At 58.8% G+C, this 17,386-nt stretch carries 19 protein-coding genes; 11 read left to right on the forward strand and 8 right to left on the reverse strand.

Annotation, left to right across the window (positions count from 1 at the left end; all coding sequences use genetic code 11):
• The first annotated feature begins 144 nt into the window (after positions 1 to 144).
• The gene (locus FMN63_RS13960; protein ID WP_148584565.1) at positions 145 to 570 is read left to right on the forward strand and encodes an SRPBCC family protein; all 426 of its coding nucleotides are present in this window, start codon (positions 145 to 147) and stop codon (positions 568 to 570) included.
• Positions 571 to 650: 80 nt separating this feature from the next.
• Positions 651 to 986 (forward strand): MarR family winged helix-turn-helix transcriptional regulator, encoded by a 336-nt coding sequence (locus tag FMN63_RS13965; RefSeq protein ID WP_148584566.1) that lies wholly within the window; start codon positions 651 to 653, stop codon positions 984 to 986.
• An 88-nt stretch (positions 987 to 1,074) separates the two neighbouring features.
• On the opposite strand, the gene FMN63_RS13970 is transcribed toward FMN63_RS13965, so the two are convergent.
• Positions 1,075 to 1,278, reverse strand: coding sequence for a hypothetical protein (locus FMN63_RS13970; RefSeq protein WP_148584567.1), 204 nt, complete (start codon positions 1,276 to 1,278; stop codon positions 1,075 to 1,077).
• Positions 1,279 to 1,318: 40 nt separating this feature from the next.
• Here FMN63_RS13970 and FMN63_RS13975 point away from each other — a divergent pair, with 40 nt between their 5' ends.
• The 4 genes from FMN63_RS13975 to FMN63_RS13990 all read left to right on the forward strand — a co-directional run bounded on the left by FMN63_RS13975 (position 1,319) and on the right by FMN63_RS13990 (position 4,369).
• Positions 1,319 to 1,654 carry an ArsR/SmtB family transcription factor gene (locus FMN63_RS13975; protein WP_286192638.1) on the forward strand — a complete coding sequence of 112 codons (336 nt, stop codon included), beginning with the start codon at positions 1,319 to 1,321 and terminating at the stop codon, positions 1,652 to 1,654.
• Positions 1,585 to 2,877: an NADH:flavin oxidoreductase/NADH oxidase family protein gene (locus FMN63_RS13980; RefSeq protein WP_209001115.1), complete on the forward strand. Its 1,293-nt coding sequence runs from the start codon at positions 1,585 to 1,587 to the stop codon at positions 2,875 to 2,877. The genes FMN63_RS13975 and FMN63_RS13980 overlap by 70 nt, the downstream gene beginning before the upstream one ends.
• A 245-nt stretch (positions 2,878 to 3,122) precedes the next feature.
• The gene (locus FMN63_RS13985) at positions 3,123 to 3,563 is read left to right on the forward strand and encodes a hypothetical protein (RefSeq protein ID WP_148584568.1); all 441 of its coding nucleotides are present in this window, start codon (positions 3,123 to 3,125) and stop codon (positions 3,561 to 3,563) included.
• Between the two features lie 53 nt (positions 3,564 to 3,616).
• Complete coding sequence (locus tag FMN63_RS13990) at positions 3,617 to 4,369, forward strand: SDR family NAD(P)-dependent oxidoreductase (protein WP_148584569.1); 753 nt, start codon at positions 3,617 to 3,619, stop codon at positions 4,367 to 4,369.
• A gap of 3 nt (positions 4,370 to 4,372) precedes the next feature.
• Here FMN63_RS13990 and FMN63_RS13995 read toward each other — a convergent pair whose 3' ends face one another.
• Positions 4,373 to 4,735: a hypothetical protein gene (locus FMN63_RS13995; RefSeq protein ID WP_148584570.1), complete on the reverse strand. Its 363-nt coding sequence runs from the start codon at positions 4,733 to 4,735 to the stop codon at positions 4,373 to 4,375.
• A gap of 161 nt (positions 4,736 to 4,896) precedes the next feature.
• Positions 4,897 to 5,322: a secondary thiamine-phosphate synthase enzyme YjbQ gene (locus tag FMN63_RS14000; protein WP_148584571.1), complete on the reverse strand. Its 426-nt coding sequence runs from the start codon at positions 5,320 to 5,322 to the stop codon at positions 4,897 to 4,899.
• A gap of 134 nt (positions 5,323 to 5,456) precedes the next feature.
• Here FMN63_RS14000 and FMN63_RS14005 point away from each other — a divergent pair, with 134 nt between their 5' ends.
• Positions 5,457 to 6,770 (forward strand): glycosyltransferase, encoded by a 1,314-nt coding sequence (locus tag FMN63_RS14005; protein WP_148584572.1) that lies wholly within the window; start codon positions 5,457 to 5,459, stop codon positions 6,768 to 6,770.
• Positions 6,771 to 6,808: 38 nt separating this feature from the next.
• On the opposite strand, the gene FMN63_RS14010 is transcribed toward FMN63_RS14005, so the two are convergent.
• Positions 6,809 to 7,687 carry a LysR family transcriptional regulator gene (locus FMN63_RS14010; protein ID WP_148584573.1) on the reverse strand — a complete coding sequence of 293 codons (879 nt, stop codon included), beginning with the start codon at positions 7,685 to 7,687 and terminating at the stop codon, positions 6,809 to 6,811.
• Between the two features lie 112 nt (positions 7,688 to 7,799).
• Between FMN63_RS14010 and FMN63_RS14015 the strand changes: the two genes are divergently transcribed.
• Both FMN63_RS14015 and FMN63_RS14020 read left to right on the forward strand, forming a co-directional pair.
• Positions 7,800 to 8,171 (forward strand): VOC family protein, encoded by a 372-nt coding sequence (locus tag FMN63_RS14015; protein WP_148584574.1) that lies wholly within the window; start codon positions 7,800 to 7,802, stop codon positions 8,169 to 8,171.
• Between the two features lie 98 nt (positions 8,172 to 8,269).
• Complete coding sequence (locus tag FMN63_RS14020) at positions 8,270 to 9,904, forward strand: FMN-binding glutamate synthase family protein (RefSeq protein WP_148584575.1); 1,635 nt, start codon at positions 8,270 to 8,272, stop codon at positions 9,902 to 9,904.
• 136 nt (positions 9,905 to 10,040) lie between these two features.
• On the opposite strand, the gene FMN63_RS14025 is transcribed toward FMN63_RS14020, so the two are convergent.
• From FMN63_RS14025 to FMN63_RS14035, 3 genes are all read right to left on the reverse strand, one after another.
• The gene (locus FMN63_RS14025) at positions 10,041 to 10,889 is read right to left on the reverse strand and encodes a helix-turn-helix domain-containing protein (protein ID WP_148584576.1); all 849 of its coding nucleotides are present in this window, start codon (positions 10,887 to 10,889) and stop codon (positions 10,041 to 10,043) included.
• A 152-nt stretch (positions 10,890 to 11,041) separates the two neighbouring features.
• Positions 11,042 to 12,925, reverse strand: a complete 1,884-nt coding sequence (locus tag FMN63_RS14030) for an ABC transporter ATP-binding protein (RefSeq protein ID WP_148584577.1) — start codon at positions 12,923 to 12,925, stop codon at positions 11,042 to 11,044.
• A gap of 33 nt (positions 12,926 to 12,958) precedes the next feature.
• Positions 12,959 to 13,585: a helix-turn-helix transcriptional regulator gene (locus FMN63_RS14035; RefSeq protein WP_148584578.1), complete on the reverse strand. Its 627-nt coding sequence runs from the start codon at positions 13,583 to 13,585 to the stop codon at positions 12,959 to 12,961.
• Between the two features lie 664 nt (positions 13,586 to 14,249).
• Between FMN63_RS14035 and FMN63_RS14040 the strand changes: the two genes are divergently transcribed.
• Both FMN63_RS14040 and FMN63_RS14045 read left to right on the forward strand, forming a co-directional pair.
• Entirely contained in the window at positions 14,250 to 16,247 is a 1,998-nt protein-coding gene (locus FMN63_RS14040) for a putative bifunctional diguanylate cyclase/phosphodiesterase (protein WP_209001116.1), read from the forward strand.
• A gap of 94 nt (positions 16,248 to 16,341) precedes the next feature.
• On the forward strand, positions 16,342 to 16,665 hold the full coding sequence (locus tag FMN63_RS14045) for a DUF2293 domain-containing protein (RefSeq protein WP_148584580.1): 324 nt from the start codon (positions 16,342 to 16,344) through the stop codon (positions 16,663 to 16,665).
• 136 nt (positions 16,666 to 16,801) lie between these two features.
• On the opposite strand, the gene FMN63_RS14050 is transcribed toward FMN63_RS14045, so the two are convergent.
• Positions 16,802 to 17,194, reverse strand: coding sequence for a RidA family protein (locus tag FMN63_RS14050; protein ID WP_148584581.1), 393 nt, complete (start codon positions 17,192 to 17,194; stop codon positions 16,802 to 16,804).
• Positions 17,195 to 17,386: the final 192 nt, after the last annotated feature.

Here is a 17,386-nt window from a genome sequence, read left to right on the forward strand (position 1 = left end):
CCATTCGACTTCAAGTTTCGAATGTCGGCATGTCTCGTTGGGCTATACTTGGATGAACGTCTCACTCGGCAACGGAATGGATTGTGTTCCAAGCTGCGCCGTGCATAATGTAAATACATTTACATTTATAATCCGAGGAATTTTATGACGATCATTCACAGCATTGCCATCTCCGCTCCCCGTGGGGAGGTGTTCGCACTCTACGAGGACGTGGCATCATGGCCTGAATGGGATTGCGAGACCCAAGAGGTCTTTCTGCCTGACGGGTTACGGGAAGGATCGACGGGCTGGCTAATACCCCGGAAAGGGCCGAAGGCGCGCGTGCGCGTCACTGAGGTCGTGCCGGGACGCTCCTTCACGATGGAGGGCCAATTGCCGCTGTGCCGGATGCTCTTTGGGCACGATCTGGTGGGTGACGACGCACAGACCACCGCGACCCACTTGGTGCGCTTCTCCGGCCCTCTTAGCTTCCTATTCCGCCGGTTGATTGGCAAGGAGATCGACGCCACCCTTCCAGCGACCCTGCTCGGCCTGAAGCGGGCCGGCGAGAGTACGGCGAAAAGCGAGTGAGCGGCCAAGGCACTAGGTGGGAACCTTCGTCCCTTCCAGGGCCGCAGGCCAGCCCGGGGTTCACGCTTTGGCATGAGTTCATGCTCTGGCAGCGCGGCTTGAACGCACGTCTGAAGCCGTTCGGACTGACGCAGCCGCAGTTCGCCATCTTGGCCGTCTGTGGCTGGATGGCGCGCGACGGCCAATACGTAACACAACGAGCAGTCGTTGACTTCCTCGGCATGGACCGGATGCACGTCTCGCAGATCGCTATGCGGCTGGAGAGGGACAAGCTGATCGAGCGGCCCGCGTCGAAGGCCGATCAGCGGTCGAAGCTCGTCGAGATCACGCCATTGGGGCGCGAGCGTCTGACCGGCGCGGTGCCGGTTGTCGAAGCCTACGACCAAGAGTTCTTTGCGGCGAAGGAGGTCAAGTAGGTTGCACCCCAACGCAGCGCTTTCATTAAACGGGTAGGGCGTTCCAAAAAGGTCGCTCCTGCGCTTTGGAGCGAAACAGATGTCGGACCTAGGTCCATGTGAAATACCAGAAACTGTCGTTCATTCGCCCCGCAGCATCGGTGATTCTAGGCTCGATCCTGACCTTCGCCTCTGACTGATCGAACGACCGCTCAGGGCCGTTTGCGTCGACCAGGCACCAGCCAAGGTCAGGATCGATGTGCCGTTTCTGCGGCAAGTCCGCTTCGCGACCAAAGCTATCAAGACTCTGCAACGCCGCGAACGTCTGCTTTTCTGAAGTTGAGACAGATAACTTGACTTTAAAACTGTATATCGCGATATTGCGATATATGGATATTGATAAAGCGCTGTCAGCCCTCAACAACCCAGTTCGTCGGCAGATACTTGCCTGGCTCAAGGATCGGTCCAACTTCCCGCCAGCCCTGCCGGAACACGCTGATCTAAGCGGTGTCTGTGTTGGTTACATTCAAGAGAGGGCGAACCTCTCGCAATCGACCGTTTCAACCTACATGCGTCTGCTCAAAGATGCTGGCCTGGTCACGTCAGAACGGCATGGGCAATGGACCTTTTACAGCCGGGACGAAGACGCAATCGCGGCGGTGCTGAGTGTTTTGGCAAAGGAGTTATAGAGATGAACGTCAGCGAACCTCTGGTCCTGCCAAATGGTGTCACACTGAAAAATCGCATCGTGAAATCCGCGATGTCGGAAGCCCTTGCGGACGAATACAACAATCCGACGCAAGCCCAGATTGACCTCTTTGCCCAATGGAGCGCAGGTGGTGCCGCACTGTTGATCACCGGGAACACACCTGTTGATCGGATGCACCTCGAACATGCAGGTAATTTCGTGCTGGACCCCGGTTCAGACATGGAGCGCGTTTCAGCCCTTGCCGCAGCGGGCAAGAGCGGTGGTGCCAAAATCCTTGCTCAGCTTGCTCATGCCGGACGGCAAACACCCGAGGCAATAAATGCCCAGCCGACATCCATATCGGACGTCCAGCTGGATTTACCCGGCTATGGCAGGCCGACCCCGGCGAGCGAGGCCGAATTTGACGAGATCATCGCAAAATTCGTGCGGTCTGCCGGGATTGCACAGGAGGCGGGATTTGATGGTATCGAGATCCATGCTGCACACGGATACCTTCTGAGTTCTGCGCTGTCGCCTCGGATAAACACCCGTACCGACCGTTGGGGCGGTCCATTGGAAAACAGGGCACGGTTGGCAATCGAGGTCGTCAAGGCGGTTCGACAAGCGGTTGAGCCGGGCTTCATTGTCGCCGTCAAACTGAACTCATCCGATTTCCAGAAAGGTGGTTTCGACCACGCCGAGGCTGTTCAAGTCGCGGTCATGCTGGAAGCAGAGGGGGTAGATTTCATCGAGATCTCGGGCGGCAATTTTGAAGAGCCGACGGCATACCAGCATGCTTCGAAAAGCGGATCGACCCAGATCCGCGAGGCCTATTTTCTGGACTATGCCGCTGCGATCAAAGCAGCCTTGACTATTCCCCTGATGGTCACCGGCGGCTTTCGATCCTCCAGTGTCATGAACGACGCCATTTCCAGCGGCAAGACCGACCTGATCGGGATAGGGCGTCCCTTTATTGCCGATCCGGGGTTCGCTGCCAAATTGCTCAACGGTGAGATTGAGAAAGCACCCGCAGTTGAACAGGATTTCCCGCCCGCTGACACACTGCCGCGCGGTGCGGTTCTCAATTGGTTTTGCACACAGATCGCGCTTGCCGGAAAGACAGGGGCACCGGACCTCGACATGCCACTTGTGGCCGGGCACGAGAGCTACTTGAACCAAATCAAACTGGCCACCGACCGGCTGCTCGAAGCAAGACGCAATTGATTTCCGTCTCAACGAAGGCTCTCTGAAGTTCAACCGATAGCGGTCATTCCATCAGAGTCGATGAAAGGCAGGTTTATCCACTCGCTGGGCCTTGATTTACCGGCCGATGGATCCCGGCTTTCGCTTTGGGTGTGGGTGCTCGATACCTGCGTATGATCACGGGTGCCGGCTTGCCCGCACCCGACATCGCTTGACCCGCACGCGGGGCTGTTCTTTTGTGGAGCGAGTTCACTTAGGATCAGACCATGACCCTTGTTCGCCTCTGCCTGCTTCTGCCCGTTTTCTTCTCGTCCGCGGCATTCGCCGCCGATCATTGCATTGATGTTCAGGCCAAACGCGGCTGGCAGCAATTGTCGCTGCCTGTCGGCCAGATCACAGGTGTGCGCTATTCCGGCGGCTGGAGCGTTATTGCCAGCACGTACAGGGCGGTAGGGCCACGCGGTTACTCCGGTGAAGACGCCCGCAAGCTCGGCCCCCTTTACGGCTATAAATTCGACCAGGCCTACGCTTTCGGCGAAATGCTGGTGCGTGACCAGGCTGGCCGCATCGTGCCCTTCGCGGAATTTGCCGCGCTTGCCGTCAACACGCGCGACCCGTCCGGGGTCTATGCCTTCCGCATCAACGACAAGGACATTGCCTTGCCGGACAATGCCGGCGCGATCCGCGTGTGCATTTCCATGCGCTGAACCGCGCATACCCAAGCGTTTTCCCATCCCTGCCCCGAACGGACCCCGCTCTCATGACCCAGAAAACCATTCTCATCACCGGTGCGGCCCGCGGCATTGGCCTTGCGACGGCAAAGCTGATGCTCGCACGCGGCTGGCAGGTTGCCATGCTGGACCGGGATGCGGACGAACTCGCGATTGCCTCCAAGGGGCTGGAGGGGGCCGTTCCGTTGGTTTGCGATGTCTCCATCACCGATCAGGTCGAGGCGACGATTCCCAATCTCCTGCAACAGTTCGGCCGGCTGGACGCGGTGGTGAACAATGCTGGTGTTGCGGAATTCGGCCCCATAGAAGAGACCAATTTTGCCATGTGGCGCCGGGTGATGGAAACCAATCTGGATGGCGTGTTTCTGGTCTCCCAGGCAGTCATACCCGCTCTGAAGGGAACCCGTGGCGCAATCGTGAACATTGCCTCGATCTCCGGCCTTCGTGCCTCCACGCTGCGGGTCGCCTACGGCACATCCAAAGCTGCAGTCATCCAACTGACGAAGCAACAGGCGGCGGAACTTGGCGAATACGGCATTCGCGCCAATTGCGTCTGCCCCGGCCCGGTGCGCACCAAGCTCGCTATGGCGGTGCACAGCCAGGAGATCATCGACGCCTATCACGATGCCATTCCACTCAACCGCTATGGGTCGGAGACCGAGATCGGCGAGGTTATTGCGTTCCTGTGTTCGGAGCAGGCCAGTTATGTCACCGGTCAGGTGATCGCCTCCGATGGCGGTTTTGTAAGCACGGGGGTTGGCCTGCCGGCGCTTCGTAAGTAAGCCTCAGTCGATTTTCAGAAAGACACAGCGCCGCACCACTGGGCGGTTTGCGGCCTTGTGGGTGCAATCCTTTTTCCGGACCGCCCCTTCGGGCCGGTACTTGTCCATGACGGCATCCAGACTGTCGTTGGTGATAGCGGCATTGGCCCTTTGCAGGCAGGGCAGCAGAATAGACTTGTTCGCGCGTTGCCGGGCACCGCTGGGATGTTTGCCCGGTTCCGGATTGACCGGTTTGAAACACTCGATGAAGACCGCTTCCTCGATCCCGAGGTCCGCTGCAATCCGGTCAGTTAGGCGGTTCGGGTCGTTGTCCGCAAGAGCAGGACTTGCGAGAAACAGCGAGGCAAAGACAATGATGAAGCGCATCTTGTAAACTCCTAAATCTCAACCGACTTTCGGAGACGGACTTCCGGTTCATGCACCACTCTAGACGGTCCGAAATTTCAGGATGTGATAGTCGTCACATTTTTTTCGAAAAGGGCTTTTTTCTCAAGACTGGGCGTCGGCCGGCGCCCGAAACCCATTTTTCAGCGGTCGGGCAGAAAATGCGCAGCGACCTGGCGCTGGTGTGGCCGGGCGCGATGTTCGAACAGATAAATCCCCTGCCATGTTCCAAGCGCCATCCGCCCTGCGGAGACAGGAATGGAAAGCGAAACCGGCATGATCGCGGCCTTGATGTGGGCGGGCATATCGTCCGGCCCTTCCAGCGTGTGCACGAGATACTTCATGGAAGGGTGATCGGCGGGCGGAATGAGCCGCTCGAAAAACGCCTTCAGGTCCTTCTGCACATCCGGATCGGCATTTTCCTGGATCAGCAGCGAACAGGACGTGTGGCGAACGAACAGGGTGAGCAAACCATCGTCTGCCCCTGTTTCCGCAAGCCAGTCCGCCACTGAAGGAGTGAATTCGTAAAGCCCCTGCCCGCGCGTTCCGAGTGCGAATCTGGTTTGCATTGTGTACTCCAACGACCGTGCTGCGCCCTTGCTCTGGCTGAGGCGATCCACGTTAAGGTTGCAATTGTGGGCCAAGACAGCCATTTCAGGGAGGCCTGCCGACATCCTGCCTGACTATCCCCTCCGAGGCCCTGATGCCAAGTCCCCGAAAGAAGATCCTGATTGCCTCCCTCGGCACGCGAGGTGACGTTCAGCCGTATGTTGCCCTTGCCAAAGAGCTGACAAGGCTCGGGGCTGACGTCGTAGTGACGACGGGAGAAGGCTTCGATGACATGATCACGGCCGTCGGTGCGCGGTCACGGCCCGTCCCGCTGAACTATCAGACCCTTTTGCGAGGGGAAGACACACAGGCTGCGCTTTTCACCTTGAAGGGGAAAATCCGCGCAGCGCGCCAGAGCATGGATCTGCAAAAGGAGGCTGCGCGCTGCCTCTGGGATATTGGAACGCACGAGCGGCCCGATCTCATTCTCTTCAACCTGAAGGCAACGGTCCTCACCCTGGTGGCGCGACATCTGAACGTGCCTGCCCTGCCGACGGTGCTTCAGCCTGTTTCCGCCGCAACAGGCGCCTTCCCCCTGCCCCTTTTCGGGCTGCCCGATCTTGGGCCTTTCCTCAACCGTCAAAGCTATAGTGTGGGGCGTCTCCTGATGCGGCTCGGCATCGCGCCGCTTGCGAAGGCTGTTGAAGGCCACGCAGGACTAGAAGCCGCGCAAGCCCCAAACAGCGATCTGTTGGGCGGCGATCTGATGGATGGTCATATGCCCGGTGGCGGGGCGCCTCTTTCCCTCCAGGCTTTTTCCCGTGCCCTTGTGCCAACGCCCCCGGACTGGCCGGCAAACACCTGGGCCTGCGGCTATTGGCTGACCGAACCCGATCCGGGGTATGTGCCGCCGGAAGACCTGGCCGCATTTCTGGAAAGCGGCCCTGCGCCGATTTATCTGGGGTTCGGCTCCATGCCCAGCAGGAACCCCGGAAAACTGACTGAAACCGTGCTCGCCGCGCTGGAACAAACCGGCCACCGCGCCATTCTGGCCACCGGCTGGGGAGGATTGTCCGGGAAGGATCTGCCGCCAGCAGTGTCAAAGCGCATCTTCCTGCTGGAGAAAGCGCCCCATAGCTGGCTTTTCCCACGCTGTGCGGCAGTCGTTCACCACGGTGGTGCCGGCACCACTCACGAAGCCCTGCGCTGGGGCAAACCTTCGCTTGTCTGTCCAGTTTTCGGCGACCAGCCTTTCTGGGGCAACCGGGTTCACAGGGCCGGAGCCGGGCCTGCCCCAATCCGGCAGAAATCGCTCATACCCTCGAAACTTGCCCGGGCCCTGATGCAGCTTGAAGACCCTGTCTACCGTGTCGGTGCGAAACGGGCGGCCGACATGATGGCAGGCGAGCCGGGAGCACAGGGCACGGCCAAGCGGCTGCTGACGATGATCGGCGCCGAAAACGCCTGACACCGCGGCCTGATCTCACCGTTGCGTCCATCACCGCTTTACTCGTTTGACAATGCCTTTTCGGACCGGAAGGCCGTTGCAAGAAACCGCGCCATGCAGGCGACCCGCTCGACCGACCGAAGATCGGGATGGGTCAAAACCCAGAGCTCGTTTGCCGGTACCTCGGTGGCAATGGCAAGTTTCCTCAAACCGTCTCGCGCCACATCCATTGGAAGCAGGCAGAGCCCCAGCCCCTTGCGCGCCAGGGCGGCCATGGTCATCAGATCATCACTGCGAACAACGACCCTGTCGCGCAGCGATCTGTCCATCTGCAGAAAGCCGGGCCGCTGCGACAGCAATCCGCTTGCGCCAATCAGATCATGGGAGGAAAGGTCGGCGGCACTTGCCGGACTGCTCTTGCGATCCAGATAGGTTTGACTGGCGAAGTAGGCCCAGGGGATATCGGCGACCTTGCGTCCGATCAGGTGTTCGGGCGGAGATGTTGTGACACGCAGGGCGATCTCGGCTGCCCTGCTGGACATGTTCATCTCCTCGTTCGAGGTTAGTAGCTCAACCGTGATGTCGGGAAACCGGGCTTTGAAGTCCAGAAGATATCCAGGCAGAAAGTGGAGCGCGAAACTCGCCGGGGCCGTCAGCCGAATGCGCCCTTTCAATGCCAGGTCCGCGCCCGAAATCCGCCGGTCGATGTCTTCCATCGCGACGACGACGGACTGCGCCAGATCCAGAATTTCAGTTCCCGCCTCGGTGGGGCCGTAACGGCCCTTCACCTTTTCGAACAATCTGGACCCTAGCTGGTCTTCCAGCGCGCGGATGTGCCGGAACGCCGTTGCGTGGCTGATAGCGAGCTTTGCCGCAGCCTTTGCGAGGCTGCCGGTCTCGGAAACCGCATGAAACGTTCGAAGGTAGTTCCAGTCCATCAAGATCTTTCAAATTTGAAAATTCATGGCTCATTTCTGCCTATTCCAATCATTTTTGCAAACATCTAAATCGATCGTGCCGGCACCGCACATCACTTTTCAGGAGCAAGACATGATCGGATACACATCCTTGGGAACAAATGACCTGAAGCGGTCAGCAGCGTTCTATGACGCTCTGTTCGCCGAACTGGGCGGGCAACGGCTGATGGAGTTTGATGACTTCATCGTCTGGTCCGGTCAGCCGGCTGGTGCCGCCTTTTCCGTGCACATTCCCTATGACGGCAAACTGGCGACCGTCGGCAATGGTGTCATGATCGCGCTGTCGGCCAGCAGCCGCGCGCAGGTTGACGCGGTCTACCGCAAGGCCATCGAGCTGGGCGCAGCAGATGAAGGCAAACCCGGCCAACGCGCCGACAACGGCTTTTATGCCGCCTATTTTCGGGATCCGGACGGCAACAAACTGAACGTTCACCACATGGTCTGATTTCGCCCCCTGGAGCGGTCAACGGCGTTGATCGCTCTTTCCTTTTTGGCTGCAGCCTGACACAACTAGTCAGCCCGTCGAAAAGGAGTCACCGGTCCGTGTTTCCCGCCCGTTATACCGTTTTCATTCTCTGCATCGCCCTCGCGCTCGTTGGACTTGTCCTAACGTTAGCCCTGAGCGGCTACTTCGTCTGGCCCTTTCTGATCTTTGCCGTCCTGTCGGCAATCGGTTATTACGACGTTCGACAGACGCGTCATGCGATCTTGCGCAACTACCCGGTGGCCGGTCATTTCCGCTTTCTGTTCGAGTCGATCCGCCCCGAACTGCGCCAGTATTTCTTTGAAAGCAACCAGGATGGCCGCCCCTTCTCACGCGAGCGGCGCTCCATGGTCTACGACCGGGCGAAAGACATCGAGGATGTTCTGCCGTTCGGGACGGAACTCAACGTTTACGACACGTCCCATGCCTGGGTGAACCATTCGATCTGTCCCAAGCCGCACAACCGAGAAGACATGCGGGTGACCATCGGCGGACCGGACTGCAAGCATCCCTATTCCGCTTCCCTCTACAACATTTCGGCCATGAGTTTCGGCTCGCTTTCCGGCAATGCCATCCTTGCACTGAACAAGGGGGCCAAGGCGGGCAACTTCTATCACGACACCGGTGAAGGCAGCGTTTCGCGCTATCACCGGCAGGGCGGCGGCGATCTGGTGTGGGAGCTTGGCAGCGGCTATTTCGGTTGCCGCACGGATGATGGCAACTTCGATGCCGACAAATTCGCCAAGCAGGCCGCAGATCCGCAGATCAAGATGATCGAAATCAAGATGAGCCAGGGCGCCAAGCCGGGTCATGGCGGCCTTTTGCCGGGGCCGAAAGTGACGGAAGAAATCGCCGAAGCGCGGGGAGTTCCGGTCGGTACGGACTGTGTTTCGCCCGCCGCCCATTCCGCCTTTTCAACTCCGATCGAACTGCTTCACTTCATTGCCAAGTTGCGGGACCTTTCCGACGGCAAACCGGTGGGCTTCAAGCTGTGCATCGGCCACCGGTGGGAGTTTATGGCCATCGTCAAGGCCATGCTGAAAACCGGCATCAAACCCGACTTCATCGTGGTTGACGGCGCCGAAGGCGGCACAGGCGCAGCGCCGTTGGAGTTTGCCAATCATCTGGGTACTCCGCTGCGCCAAGGGCTCACGTTTGTTCACAACTGTCTGGTCGGCACGGGCCTGCGCGAGGATATCCGCATTGGGGCCAGCGGCAAATTGATCAGCGCATTTGACATTGCCGCCGCCCTGTCACTTGGAGCCGACTGGGTCAACTCCGCTCGTGGCTTCATGTTCGCCGTCGGCTGCATCCAGTCCCAGAACTGCCATACCAACCGTTGCCCGACCGGTGTCGCCACACAGGACCCCAAGCGCCAGAAAGCCCTGGTGGTTCCCGACAAGGCTCAGCGTGTCACGAACTTCCATAACAACACCCTCAAGTCGCTCCGGGATTTCTCCGCCGCTGCAGGGCTCAGCCATCCGAACGAATTCAAGCCGGAGCATGTCTACCTGCACGAGGGTCTTCGCGAAATCATGCCGGCCAGCGTCGCCCTCAACTGGCTGAAGAAGGGCGCACTTCTGGAGCAATCGCACAACATTCCGGGCTTTTCGACCTATTGGGAAATGGCGGAAGCGGAAAGTTTTAGTGCGGTCAAGTCGGTTGAAGCCGCAAAGTCCGGCCACCACGCCTGACGGCGCAGGACATCCGTCCGCCTTCTGCTCAAGGAAAGGTTCCGGACATGGCGGTGGCACGGACGAAAGACGGGCGCATGCGGGCCACTCGCATGATTTCGAAGGCCGAACCTTCCCCTATGTCTAGGGCGGAACGTCAGGCGAGTTGACCTGCCAGCCCACCCACGAAGTCCCCCGCTTCATGGGAGCGAATAACCGCATGGCGGACGAGGTCGTCAAAATGGCTGGCAAAAAGCTGGACATGCCGTGTGTTGGAAAAGGCAAGGTAGCGCTGCCCCAGATAGAGCGCCGCCCACTTCTGACCGAAGACGGTAAAAGGTGCAGAGAAGCGGTCCGTGGCGCCGAAGAGATGCAGACGCAGCGAGGGATAAAGCTCACTCAAGGTGCGGCCCATGACCTCCAGTTGCTCGCGGCGCTGATCGACCGGCAAGCCCTGCCACATCCCCTCCCCACGCGCGAAGCCCTCCAAGGCCTCTTTTGACAGAGCGATCTCCATGTCCGACTCAGCCCGGCTGAGAAGCGCTCTCTGGTCCCGGGTGCCGGTAATGGCCTGATCGGCGGTGCGCAGTGTCTCACCCGAGTATTCAAAGGCAAGAACCGCTTCGGTCTTCAGCACATCCGGCAGATTTGCCGGCACATGCCGGATTTTCGCCCCGACCGCGTCGCGGTACCAGGCAAGCAGGTGTTCATCAACAGGATGCCGGTCGGTCTCGGCCACCTGCACTGCCTGATCCAGGATTTCGGCCGCAGCCCCGCGGTGGGTGGACAGGCCAAGCAGCCAGTCAGAGGAAACGCTGAGCGCGGTCGCAATGGCTGCCAGCGCCTGTCCGTTGGGCAGGCGCGGCGCATCTTCCGACAGCAGCTGGGATACCGTTGACCGGTCGAGGCCCGCCCCGCGTGCCAGGTCCGACCGGTTCATATCCCGGCTGCGGAGTGCATCCGACAGGCGTTCACGAAAAAGTTCGGCGCGGTCTCTCTTGTCCATGAGAGGAGTATTGTCAGCCAGGTTTCGGAAAATCAACAAAGGGCGGACAATTTCTCAAAGCGGGCGCTTTGGTTCTGGCAGGCAGCGCCTGCCCCCGGACGTCCGACCCGACAAACAAGTGAGAAACACTCAGGGAAAACCGTTCGTTTGCTCTATTCCGCAGCGCTCAAGGTAAGGAACCCGCCTGATTGCCGTTCCCACAGCGCGGCATAGAGCCCTCCGGATGCGAGCAGTTCCCGGTGCGTGCCTTCTTCGGCAACCCGGCCCTCGTGCATCACGACCAGCCGGTCCATGGCGGCGATCGTCGACAGACGGTGAGCCACGGCTAGTGTCGTACGCCCTTCCATCATGCGGGTAAGGTTCTGCTGAATGGCAAGTTCGGCTTCGCTGTCGAGAGCGGAGGTTGCCTCGTCGAGGATCAGAATCGGCGCGTTCTTCAGCAGCACCCTGGCGATGGTGATGCGTTGACGCTGCCCGCCGGAGAGCTTGACCCCCCGATCTCCCACATGGGCATCAAGCCCCGTTCGGCCCTTGCTGTCCTTTTGTTCCTCGATGAAATCGAGCGCTTCGGCAGCCCGGGCAATTGCCCGGACCTCCTCGTCGGGGGCTTCGGGGCGGCCATAGCGGATGTTGTCGCGGATCGACCGATTCAGGAGGGAAATATCCTGTGTAACGACGCCGATCCGGCTGCGAAGAGACGCCTGCGAGACATCGCGCACATCCTGACCGTCAATCAGGATCGCCCCTTCGGTGACGTCCCGCAATCGCATCAGCAAGGACACCGCCGTCGACTTGCCTGCCCCTGACAGACCGACAAGACCGACGCGCTCTCCCGGTTTGATGGTCAGATTAAATCTGTCGAGAACGGGCTTCCGGTCGCTCTGGTAGGCGAAGGACACGTTGTCGAAGCGGATCTCCCCGGCGTTGACGTTGAGATCACGGGCATCCGGACGGTCGACGATGGCCGGCCGGCTCGTCATGATCGGCATGGCGTCGCGGATCGTGCCGAGCGTGCTCGTAATCGACTGGCCGATGCCAATAAAACTGCTTGAGGCATGAGACAGCGAGCGCGTGACGGTGAGCGCGGCGACAAAGTCGCCAATCGAGACCCATCCACCCACCATGCCCCAGAAACCGATGACCACCACGGCCAGGATCAAAAGCACGTTGAGAAAGTAGACGCCGCTGTCGGTCAGGATATAGGACCGGTTCTCGCTGTGCCTGGTATCGATTGTCTCGCCAATGACCTTGCGGATGGCGCCGGCTTCAGAATCCTCCGCAGCGAACAGCTTGACCATGGCGATATTCGAATAAACGTCGGTCATCGCCCCGGTGGCCCTGGAGTTTGCCGCCGCCACCTTGGCAGAGCGCTGTAGATACGCCGGGATTGCCAGCCAGGCGACGAGGATATTCGCGCAGATCCAGAAAAGCACCGGAATGGCCAGCGGCCAGGCCATCGCCAGCAGCAGCAGAAACGAGCCGCCGAACTGGATGACCAGGAACGGAATCGTTTCGATGGCCAGCATCATCTGCCGGTGAACCGACATGGTGACCTGGGCAATGCGGGAGGCGACCTGACCGGCGAACGTGTCTTCGAAAAAAGCCAGGTCCTGGGCTTCCACAGCCTTGTGCGCCTGCCAGCGCATCGCTGCCGGCAGAAGAATGCGCACGGTCTGCAAGGCGAAAGTCTGCCGCAGAAGAAAGGCAAGCGGATCAATGATCACGAAGAGCAGGAAGAAACCGGCCAGGATCGTCACATTGTCCTTCAGAAAGGCCTGCGCACCGGCCTCCGTCACCCCGTCGACAACAAAGGCGATTGCCCAAATGCCGGCAAGGCCGAGACCGGAGGAAATCATTGCCAGACAGCAGACGATCACCAGCTGCGAACGGAACATCTTGGCGAAATGCCAGACAAGCGTCAGCGGTCCGTCGTCCGGTAGCGGCGTGACGGGCAGTTCCAGCGGTTTGATGTGGGTTTCGAACGGATGAAAATACCGATCGATGAGCCGCGCGAGCAGCGGCTGGGCGATTGACACGCACTTTACTCCTTGAGCAGGACCGGAGCCGGATCAGGCCGCGGGCTCGATCCTGTAAACACATCGTCGGCTACCGGAGAGCTGATGTTCCGTTCTCTCGACCGACACACCGGGTCCAAGTACATCCTTGAAAAGATTGAGCTCCGACCGGCAAAAGCCCTGACAGGCCGTTGCCGCGGCGCAAATCGAACAATGATTTTCGATGAGCAGATACCCCGCCCCCTCCGGCACCAGGTCGGCCATGTATCCTTCGCGGTTGCGCAGATCGGCAAGCACTTCCAGCTTGCCGCGCAGATCCGGCGCCTTGCCGACCGCTTCCGAATAGGTTTTCCAGCTTTGCGCTTCGCGGTGGGCGATCAGTTTGTCGACACCTTCGGCGCCGAAGATATCGTTGAGGCCGTTGATCAGTCCGAGCACCAGATTGGAATGATTGTCCGGAAACTGCTTGTGCCCGTCCGGTGTCAGGTCCCAGACCCGCTTGGGCCGACCAACAGAGCCTTTCAGGTCCTCAAAGTCCACCAGTCCATCCTGCAGCAAACCATCCAGATGCTGGCGGGCAGCCACGGACGTCACTTTCAATCCCCTGGCAAGGTCTGCCGCAGTCTGCGGGCCGGAGGATTTCAACGCGTTCAAGAGCCGGGTTCGAGTACGATCTGCCATGGATGACTATATAGCGTAGTTTCGAGATAAAAAAATAGTCTGCTTATCTTATTCCCGAAGCCCGTCGCGCGATGCGTCGAGTAATAGCTGACGTCCGCCGGCCTTGACACACGGTTGTTGCGATCGCCCTGAAATGGCATCTCCGGACCAGCAGGCCTTGGCGCCTCCTCGTCGGATTCGTTTGTTTCCCTGGCTCCCGCCCCCACAAATTCCGTTAGGCACCCACCATTCATCCGGGGTCCTTTTCTCGGCAATTTTAGCCATGTGAAATTTTTCGCTGCAGACGATGACAAACGGCTCAACAGGAACCGTTCGGTAATAAACTCCATGTATCTGAGTGCGAATACATAGAGCTGTCGGAAAGTCACATTGATTTCCGAAAAAATTGGATACATGATCCAGCGGGAACACTTTGATAAATTAAAAATCTTTTTGACCCTGGCACCATCAGCGAAACACAAGACGACTACGGTCAACATCAGAGCGATGAACAAAAACATTTTCGATCTGACTTTGATCTTTGAATATTAGCACTACAAAACCGCAGGTTACCTGTCGAATTATCAAACGCTTTAGCAGTCAAAAAAGACCTAAAGTCACGAAAGCTGATGAAATAACTATTCTTTATCCCATTTCGATTAGAAGAATATCAATGGAGAAAATGATGGAAAAAATCCGGACTTTTCTAAGATGGATGATGATCGATCCAAGCCATCCGGAAATAGCGCAGGCTCAGTACAATGAGCTCAAGACCCAGATTCCATCGCTCTATGCTCTCCTCATGGTCAATGCGGTTGCGGTTGCCTATACCCACTACGACGTTGCGCCGACCTATCTGACAGTCGGAATTCTTGCGCTGATCCTGCTCATCACCACGCTGCGCCTGGCGACATGGCTACGCGCCCGAAACATTGAGCTCGCTCCGCAAGAGGCCATCCGCAAGATCCGGCAAACTGTCATTCTCGGCAGTGTGTTGTCAGTCATCTATATTTCATGGTCGCTCAGCCTGGACGGCTACGGCGGGCCCATGGAGCGCGGACATGTTGCGCTTTTTATCGCCATCACTGTCATCGGCTGCATCTTCTGCCTGATGCATCTGCCGCAGGCGGCCCTAATGGTCATGGTCATCGTGACCGTCCCGTATCTGGTGTATTATCTTGGTCAGAAAGAGGATGTTTACACCGCCATAGGGCTCAACATCTTCCTGGTCTGCCTCGTTGTTCTGCAGGTCCTCCTGAACGGATACAGGGGGTTTTGCAAGCTGATCGTTTCGCAGTCGGAGCTGGCCGCCAAGCAAAGAGAAACCGAGCTTCTCAATGCGGAGAACTCCAAACTCGCCCAGACCGACGCCCTTACCGACCTTCCCAACCGTCGCCACTTCTTCACCAGGCTTGAAAGCCTGATCGATGAGGTGAACGGCACGGACAGGAAGTTTGCCGTTGGTGTTGTCGACCTCGACCGGTTCAAGCCCATCAACGACACCTATGGCCACCAGTTGGGCGATCAGTTGCTGATGGAAGTCGGCCTGCGTCTGAAAAACCTTGGAATACCGGGCCTCGAGGTCTGCCGCCTTGGCGGTGATGAATTCGGTTTTCTCTATCTCGGTGACCTCAATGAGGCGGCACGCACGGGACAATCCATCTGCGAGCGGATCAGCCGCCCCTACCGGATCGGCGAACTGCAGGTGTCCGTTGGAGCGTCCTGCGGCATCGCATTTTATCCGGATGCCGGAACGTCCGCCCATGTGTTGTTCGACCGGTCCGACTACGCCCTTTACAATTCAAAGACCAGCGTGCGTGGCCGAACCACCGTCTACTCGGCGGAACACGAAGCCCGTATTCGCTCGGAACGGGCGATTGAAGCTGCCCTGCAGAGCGCCGATCTTGCCAACGAATTCCAGGTCTATTTCCAGCCTGTGATCCAATTGCCGGACCGCTTCGTTGTCGGCTTTGAGGCGCTTGCGCGGTGGGACAGCCCGCAATTGGGCAGGATTGCCCCGGACAAGTTCATCCCTATTGCCGAGCGCGCCGGCCTGATCCATCGGCTGACCCTGTCGCTGTTCGAAAAGGCGGTCGACCAGATCAAGAGCCTGCCCGGTGCACTCTCCCTGTCGTTCAACCTTTCCGCACACGATGTCACGTCGTCGGAAACCGTGGCTGCGCTTCTCGAGATCATACGCCGCGCGGGTGTAAGTCCCCGGCAAATCACGTTTGAAATTACCGAGACATCCGTGATCGGCAGCTACGAAGCGGCCGAGACCTGTCTGCAGCTTCTTCGAAAGGCCGGCGTCAAACTGGCGCTGGATGATTTCGGCACAGGCTATTCCAGCCTTGGCTACCTTCACCGGCTGCCCATCGACTGCGTCAAGATCGACCGCAGCTTCGTTTCCGGCATCAAGGACCCGATCGCAAGCGGCGTCATCACATCAATCGTCAATCTGTGCCGATCGATGAAGATGTCCTGCGTGGTGGAAGGCGTTGAGGAGAGCCATCAACTGGAGTTGCTGGAGGCCATGCGTTGCAGGCTGGTTCAAGGATTTCACTTCAGCGCGCCCCTGCCGTTCGAAGACATTCTGACAAGCACCAGGGAAAATGGAACGGTTGCGGGCCTTCCCTTGTCCGGAACAACTTCCGCCAACAGCATTCAGTTTTTCCGCGCCTGACGGGCACCCCGCAACAGACTTGCGGCGCAACAGACTGTTTCAAGACTTTGGCTACGCCTTCCCGGTCCTCCCACCCGATTCAAGGAAACCCTTCATGACTGGCGGCACCAAACGTCAGAAAGACATGCGCAAGGCACTGCGGGTTCTCTTGCCGCGTATTCCCTTTTCGGATGCGGAAGCCATCCTAGAAGGAGCGCTGGCCGGCCATCTGCGTCACCTGCCACCTTCCATTGCCCTGTGGCAGGCCACCACCAGCCATGTCCGCCACGCGCTGACCGACTACGAGATGCTGCTGGACGAGGGCTATGATCGCGACGCTGCCCGGTTCTTCGTTCTGGACGACATGAACGATGTGCTCAGTTCCTGGGGCTGTGCGAAACGGCTTGATGCTGACGATCCGTCCTTGTCCGAGGACTGACACCGCCGGAGCACGGCGCACCTAGTACAGGTCTACGCGTCACACACGTCCCGAGTGCCATTAGCCCACGGCCCGCCCCACTGCGCCTGCCGCTTTTCAGGAAGCCGGCAGGACTACGGATACCGGGCTCAGGAGATCACGGCCGCCGAGCGATCAGGTCGATCTCGACCAGCGCATCGACGGCAAGGCCCGACACACCGACACAGGTCCGGCCAGGCAATTTGCCGGGTTCGAAAAACGACCGGTAAGTGTCGTTCATCGCCTGATAGTCGCGCTTGAATTCGGTCAGATAGACACGAATAAAGGTCGTATTTTCAAGACCTAGCCCGAGGCCGCTCAAGACGAGCTTCAGGTTTTCCATCACCCGCACGGTCTGCGCCTCGATGCCCTCCGGCAGCGGGGCGTCCGGGTCGTCCGGCAGGGTTGGCATCTGGCCCGTTACAAACACCCAGCCGTCAATTTCAACGGCATGGGAAAAAGGGGCAACCGGCTGCGGTGCCTGGTCAATCATGTGATGGATCGGAAGCATGGAGGCTCCTGTTGGAAGAATATGACAGAGCGTCACCCAAGGTGTGAACACATAAATGAAGGTGAAATGGTTTGAGGCGGACAGGTCTTCGTCAAGGCGCACAAGCGCAGGAAATGTGGCTCATTTTCAAGCTTTCGCAACGCTGAGGAGTACCGGTCCGGCCAAATCAGAAGGACATGAAAACGGCTTCAC

It is taken from the genome of Stappia sp. BW2 (genome assembly GCF_008107695.1).
Classification (GTDB): domain Bacteria; phylum Pseudomonadota; class Alphaproteobacteria; order Rhizobiales; family Stappiaceae; genus Roseibium.

Coding starts and splice junctions, on each gene's coding strand:
- FMN63_RS13960 (WP_148584565.1), top strand. CDS start 145: ATGACGATCATTCACAGCATTGCCATCTCCGCTCCCCGTGGGGAGGTG.
- FMN63_RS13965 (WP_148584566.1), top strand. CDS start 651: ATGCTCTGGCAGCGCGGCTTGAACGCACGTCTGAAGCCGTTCGGACTG.
- FMN63_RS13980 (WP_209001115.1), top strand. CDS start 1,585: ATGGACCTTTTACAGCCGGGACGAAGACGCAATCGCGGCGGTGCTGAG.
- FMN63_RS13985 (WP_148584568.1), top strand. CDS start 3,123: ATGACCCTTGTTCGCCTCTGCCTGCTTCTGCCCGTTTTCTTCTCGTCC.
- FMN63_RS13990 (WP_148584569.1), top strand. CDS start 3,617: ATGACCCAGAAAACCATTCTCATCACCGGTGCGGCCCGCGGCATTGGC.
- FMN63_RS13995 (WP_148584570.1), bottom strand. CDS start 4,735: ATGCGCTTCATCATTGTCTTTGCCTCGCTGTTTCTCGCAAGTCCTGCT.
- FMN63_RS14000 (WP_148584571.1), bottom strand. CDS start 5,322: ATGCAAACCAGATTCGCACTCGGAACGCGCGGGCAGGGGCTTTACGAA.
- FMN63_RS14005 (WP_148584572.1), top strand. CDS start 5,457: ATGCCAAGTCCCCGAAAGAAGATCCTGATTGCCTCCCTCGGCACGCGA.
- FMN63_RS14010 (WP_148584573.1), bottom strand. CDS start 7,687: ATGGACTGGAACTACCTTCGAACGTTTCATGCGGTTTCCGAGACCGGC.
- FMN63_RS14015 (WP_148584574.1), top strand. CDS start 7,800: ATGATCGGATACACATCCTTGGGAACAAATGACCTGAAGCGGTCAGCA.
- FMN63_RS14025 (WP_148584576.1), bottom strand. CDS start 10,889: ATGGACAAGAGAGACCGCGCCGAACTTTTTCGTGAACGCCTGTCGGAT.
- FMN63_RS14035 (WP_148584578.1), bottom strand. CDS start 13,585: ATGGCAGATCGTACTCGAACCCGGCTCTTGAACGCGTTGAAATCCTCC.
- FMN63_RS14040 (WP_209001116.1), top strand. CDS start 14,250: ATGGAAAAAATCCGGACTTTTCTAAGATGGATGATGATCGATCCAAGC.
- FMN63_RS14045 (WP_148584580.1), top strand. CDS start 16,342: ATGACTGGCGGCACCAAACGTCAGAAAGACATGCGCAAGGCACTGCGG.
- FMN63_RS14050 (WP_148584581.1), bottom strand. CDS start 17,194: ATGCTTCCGATCCATCACATGATTGACCAGGCACCGCAGCCGGTTGCC.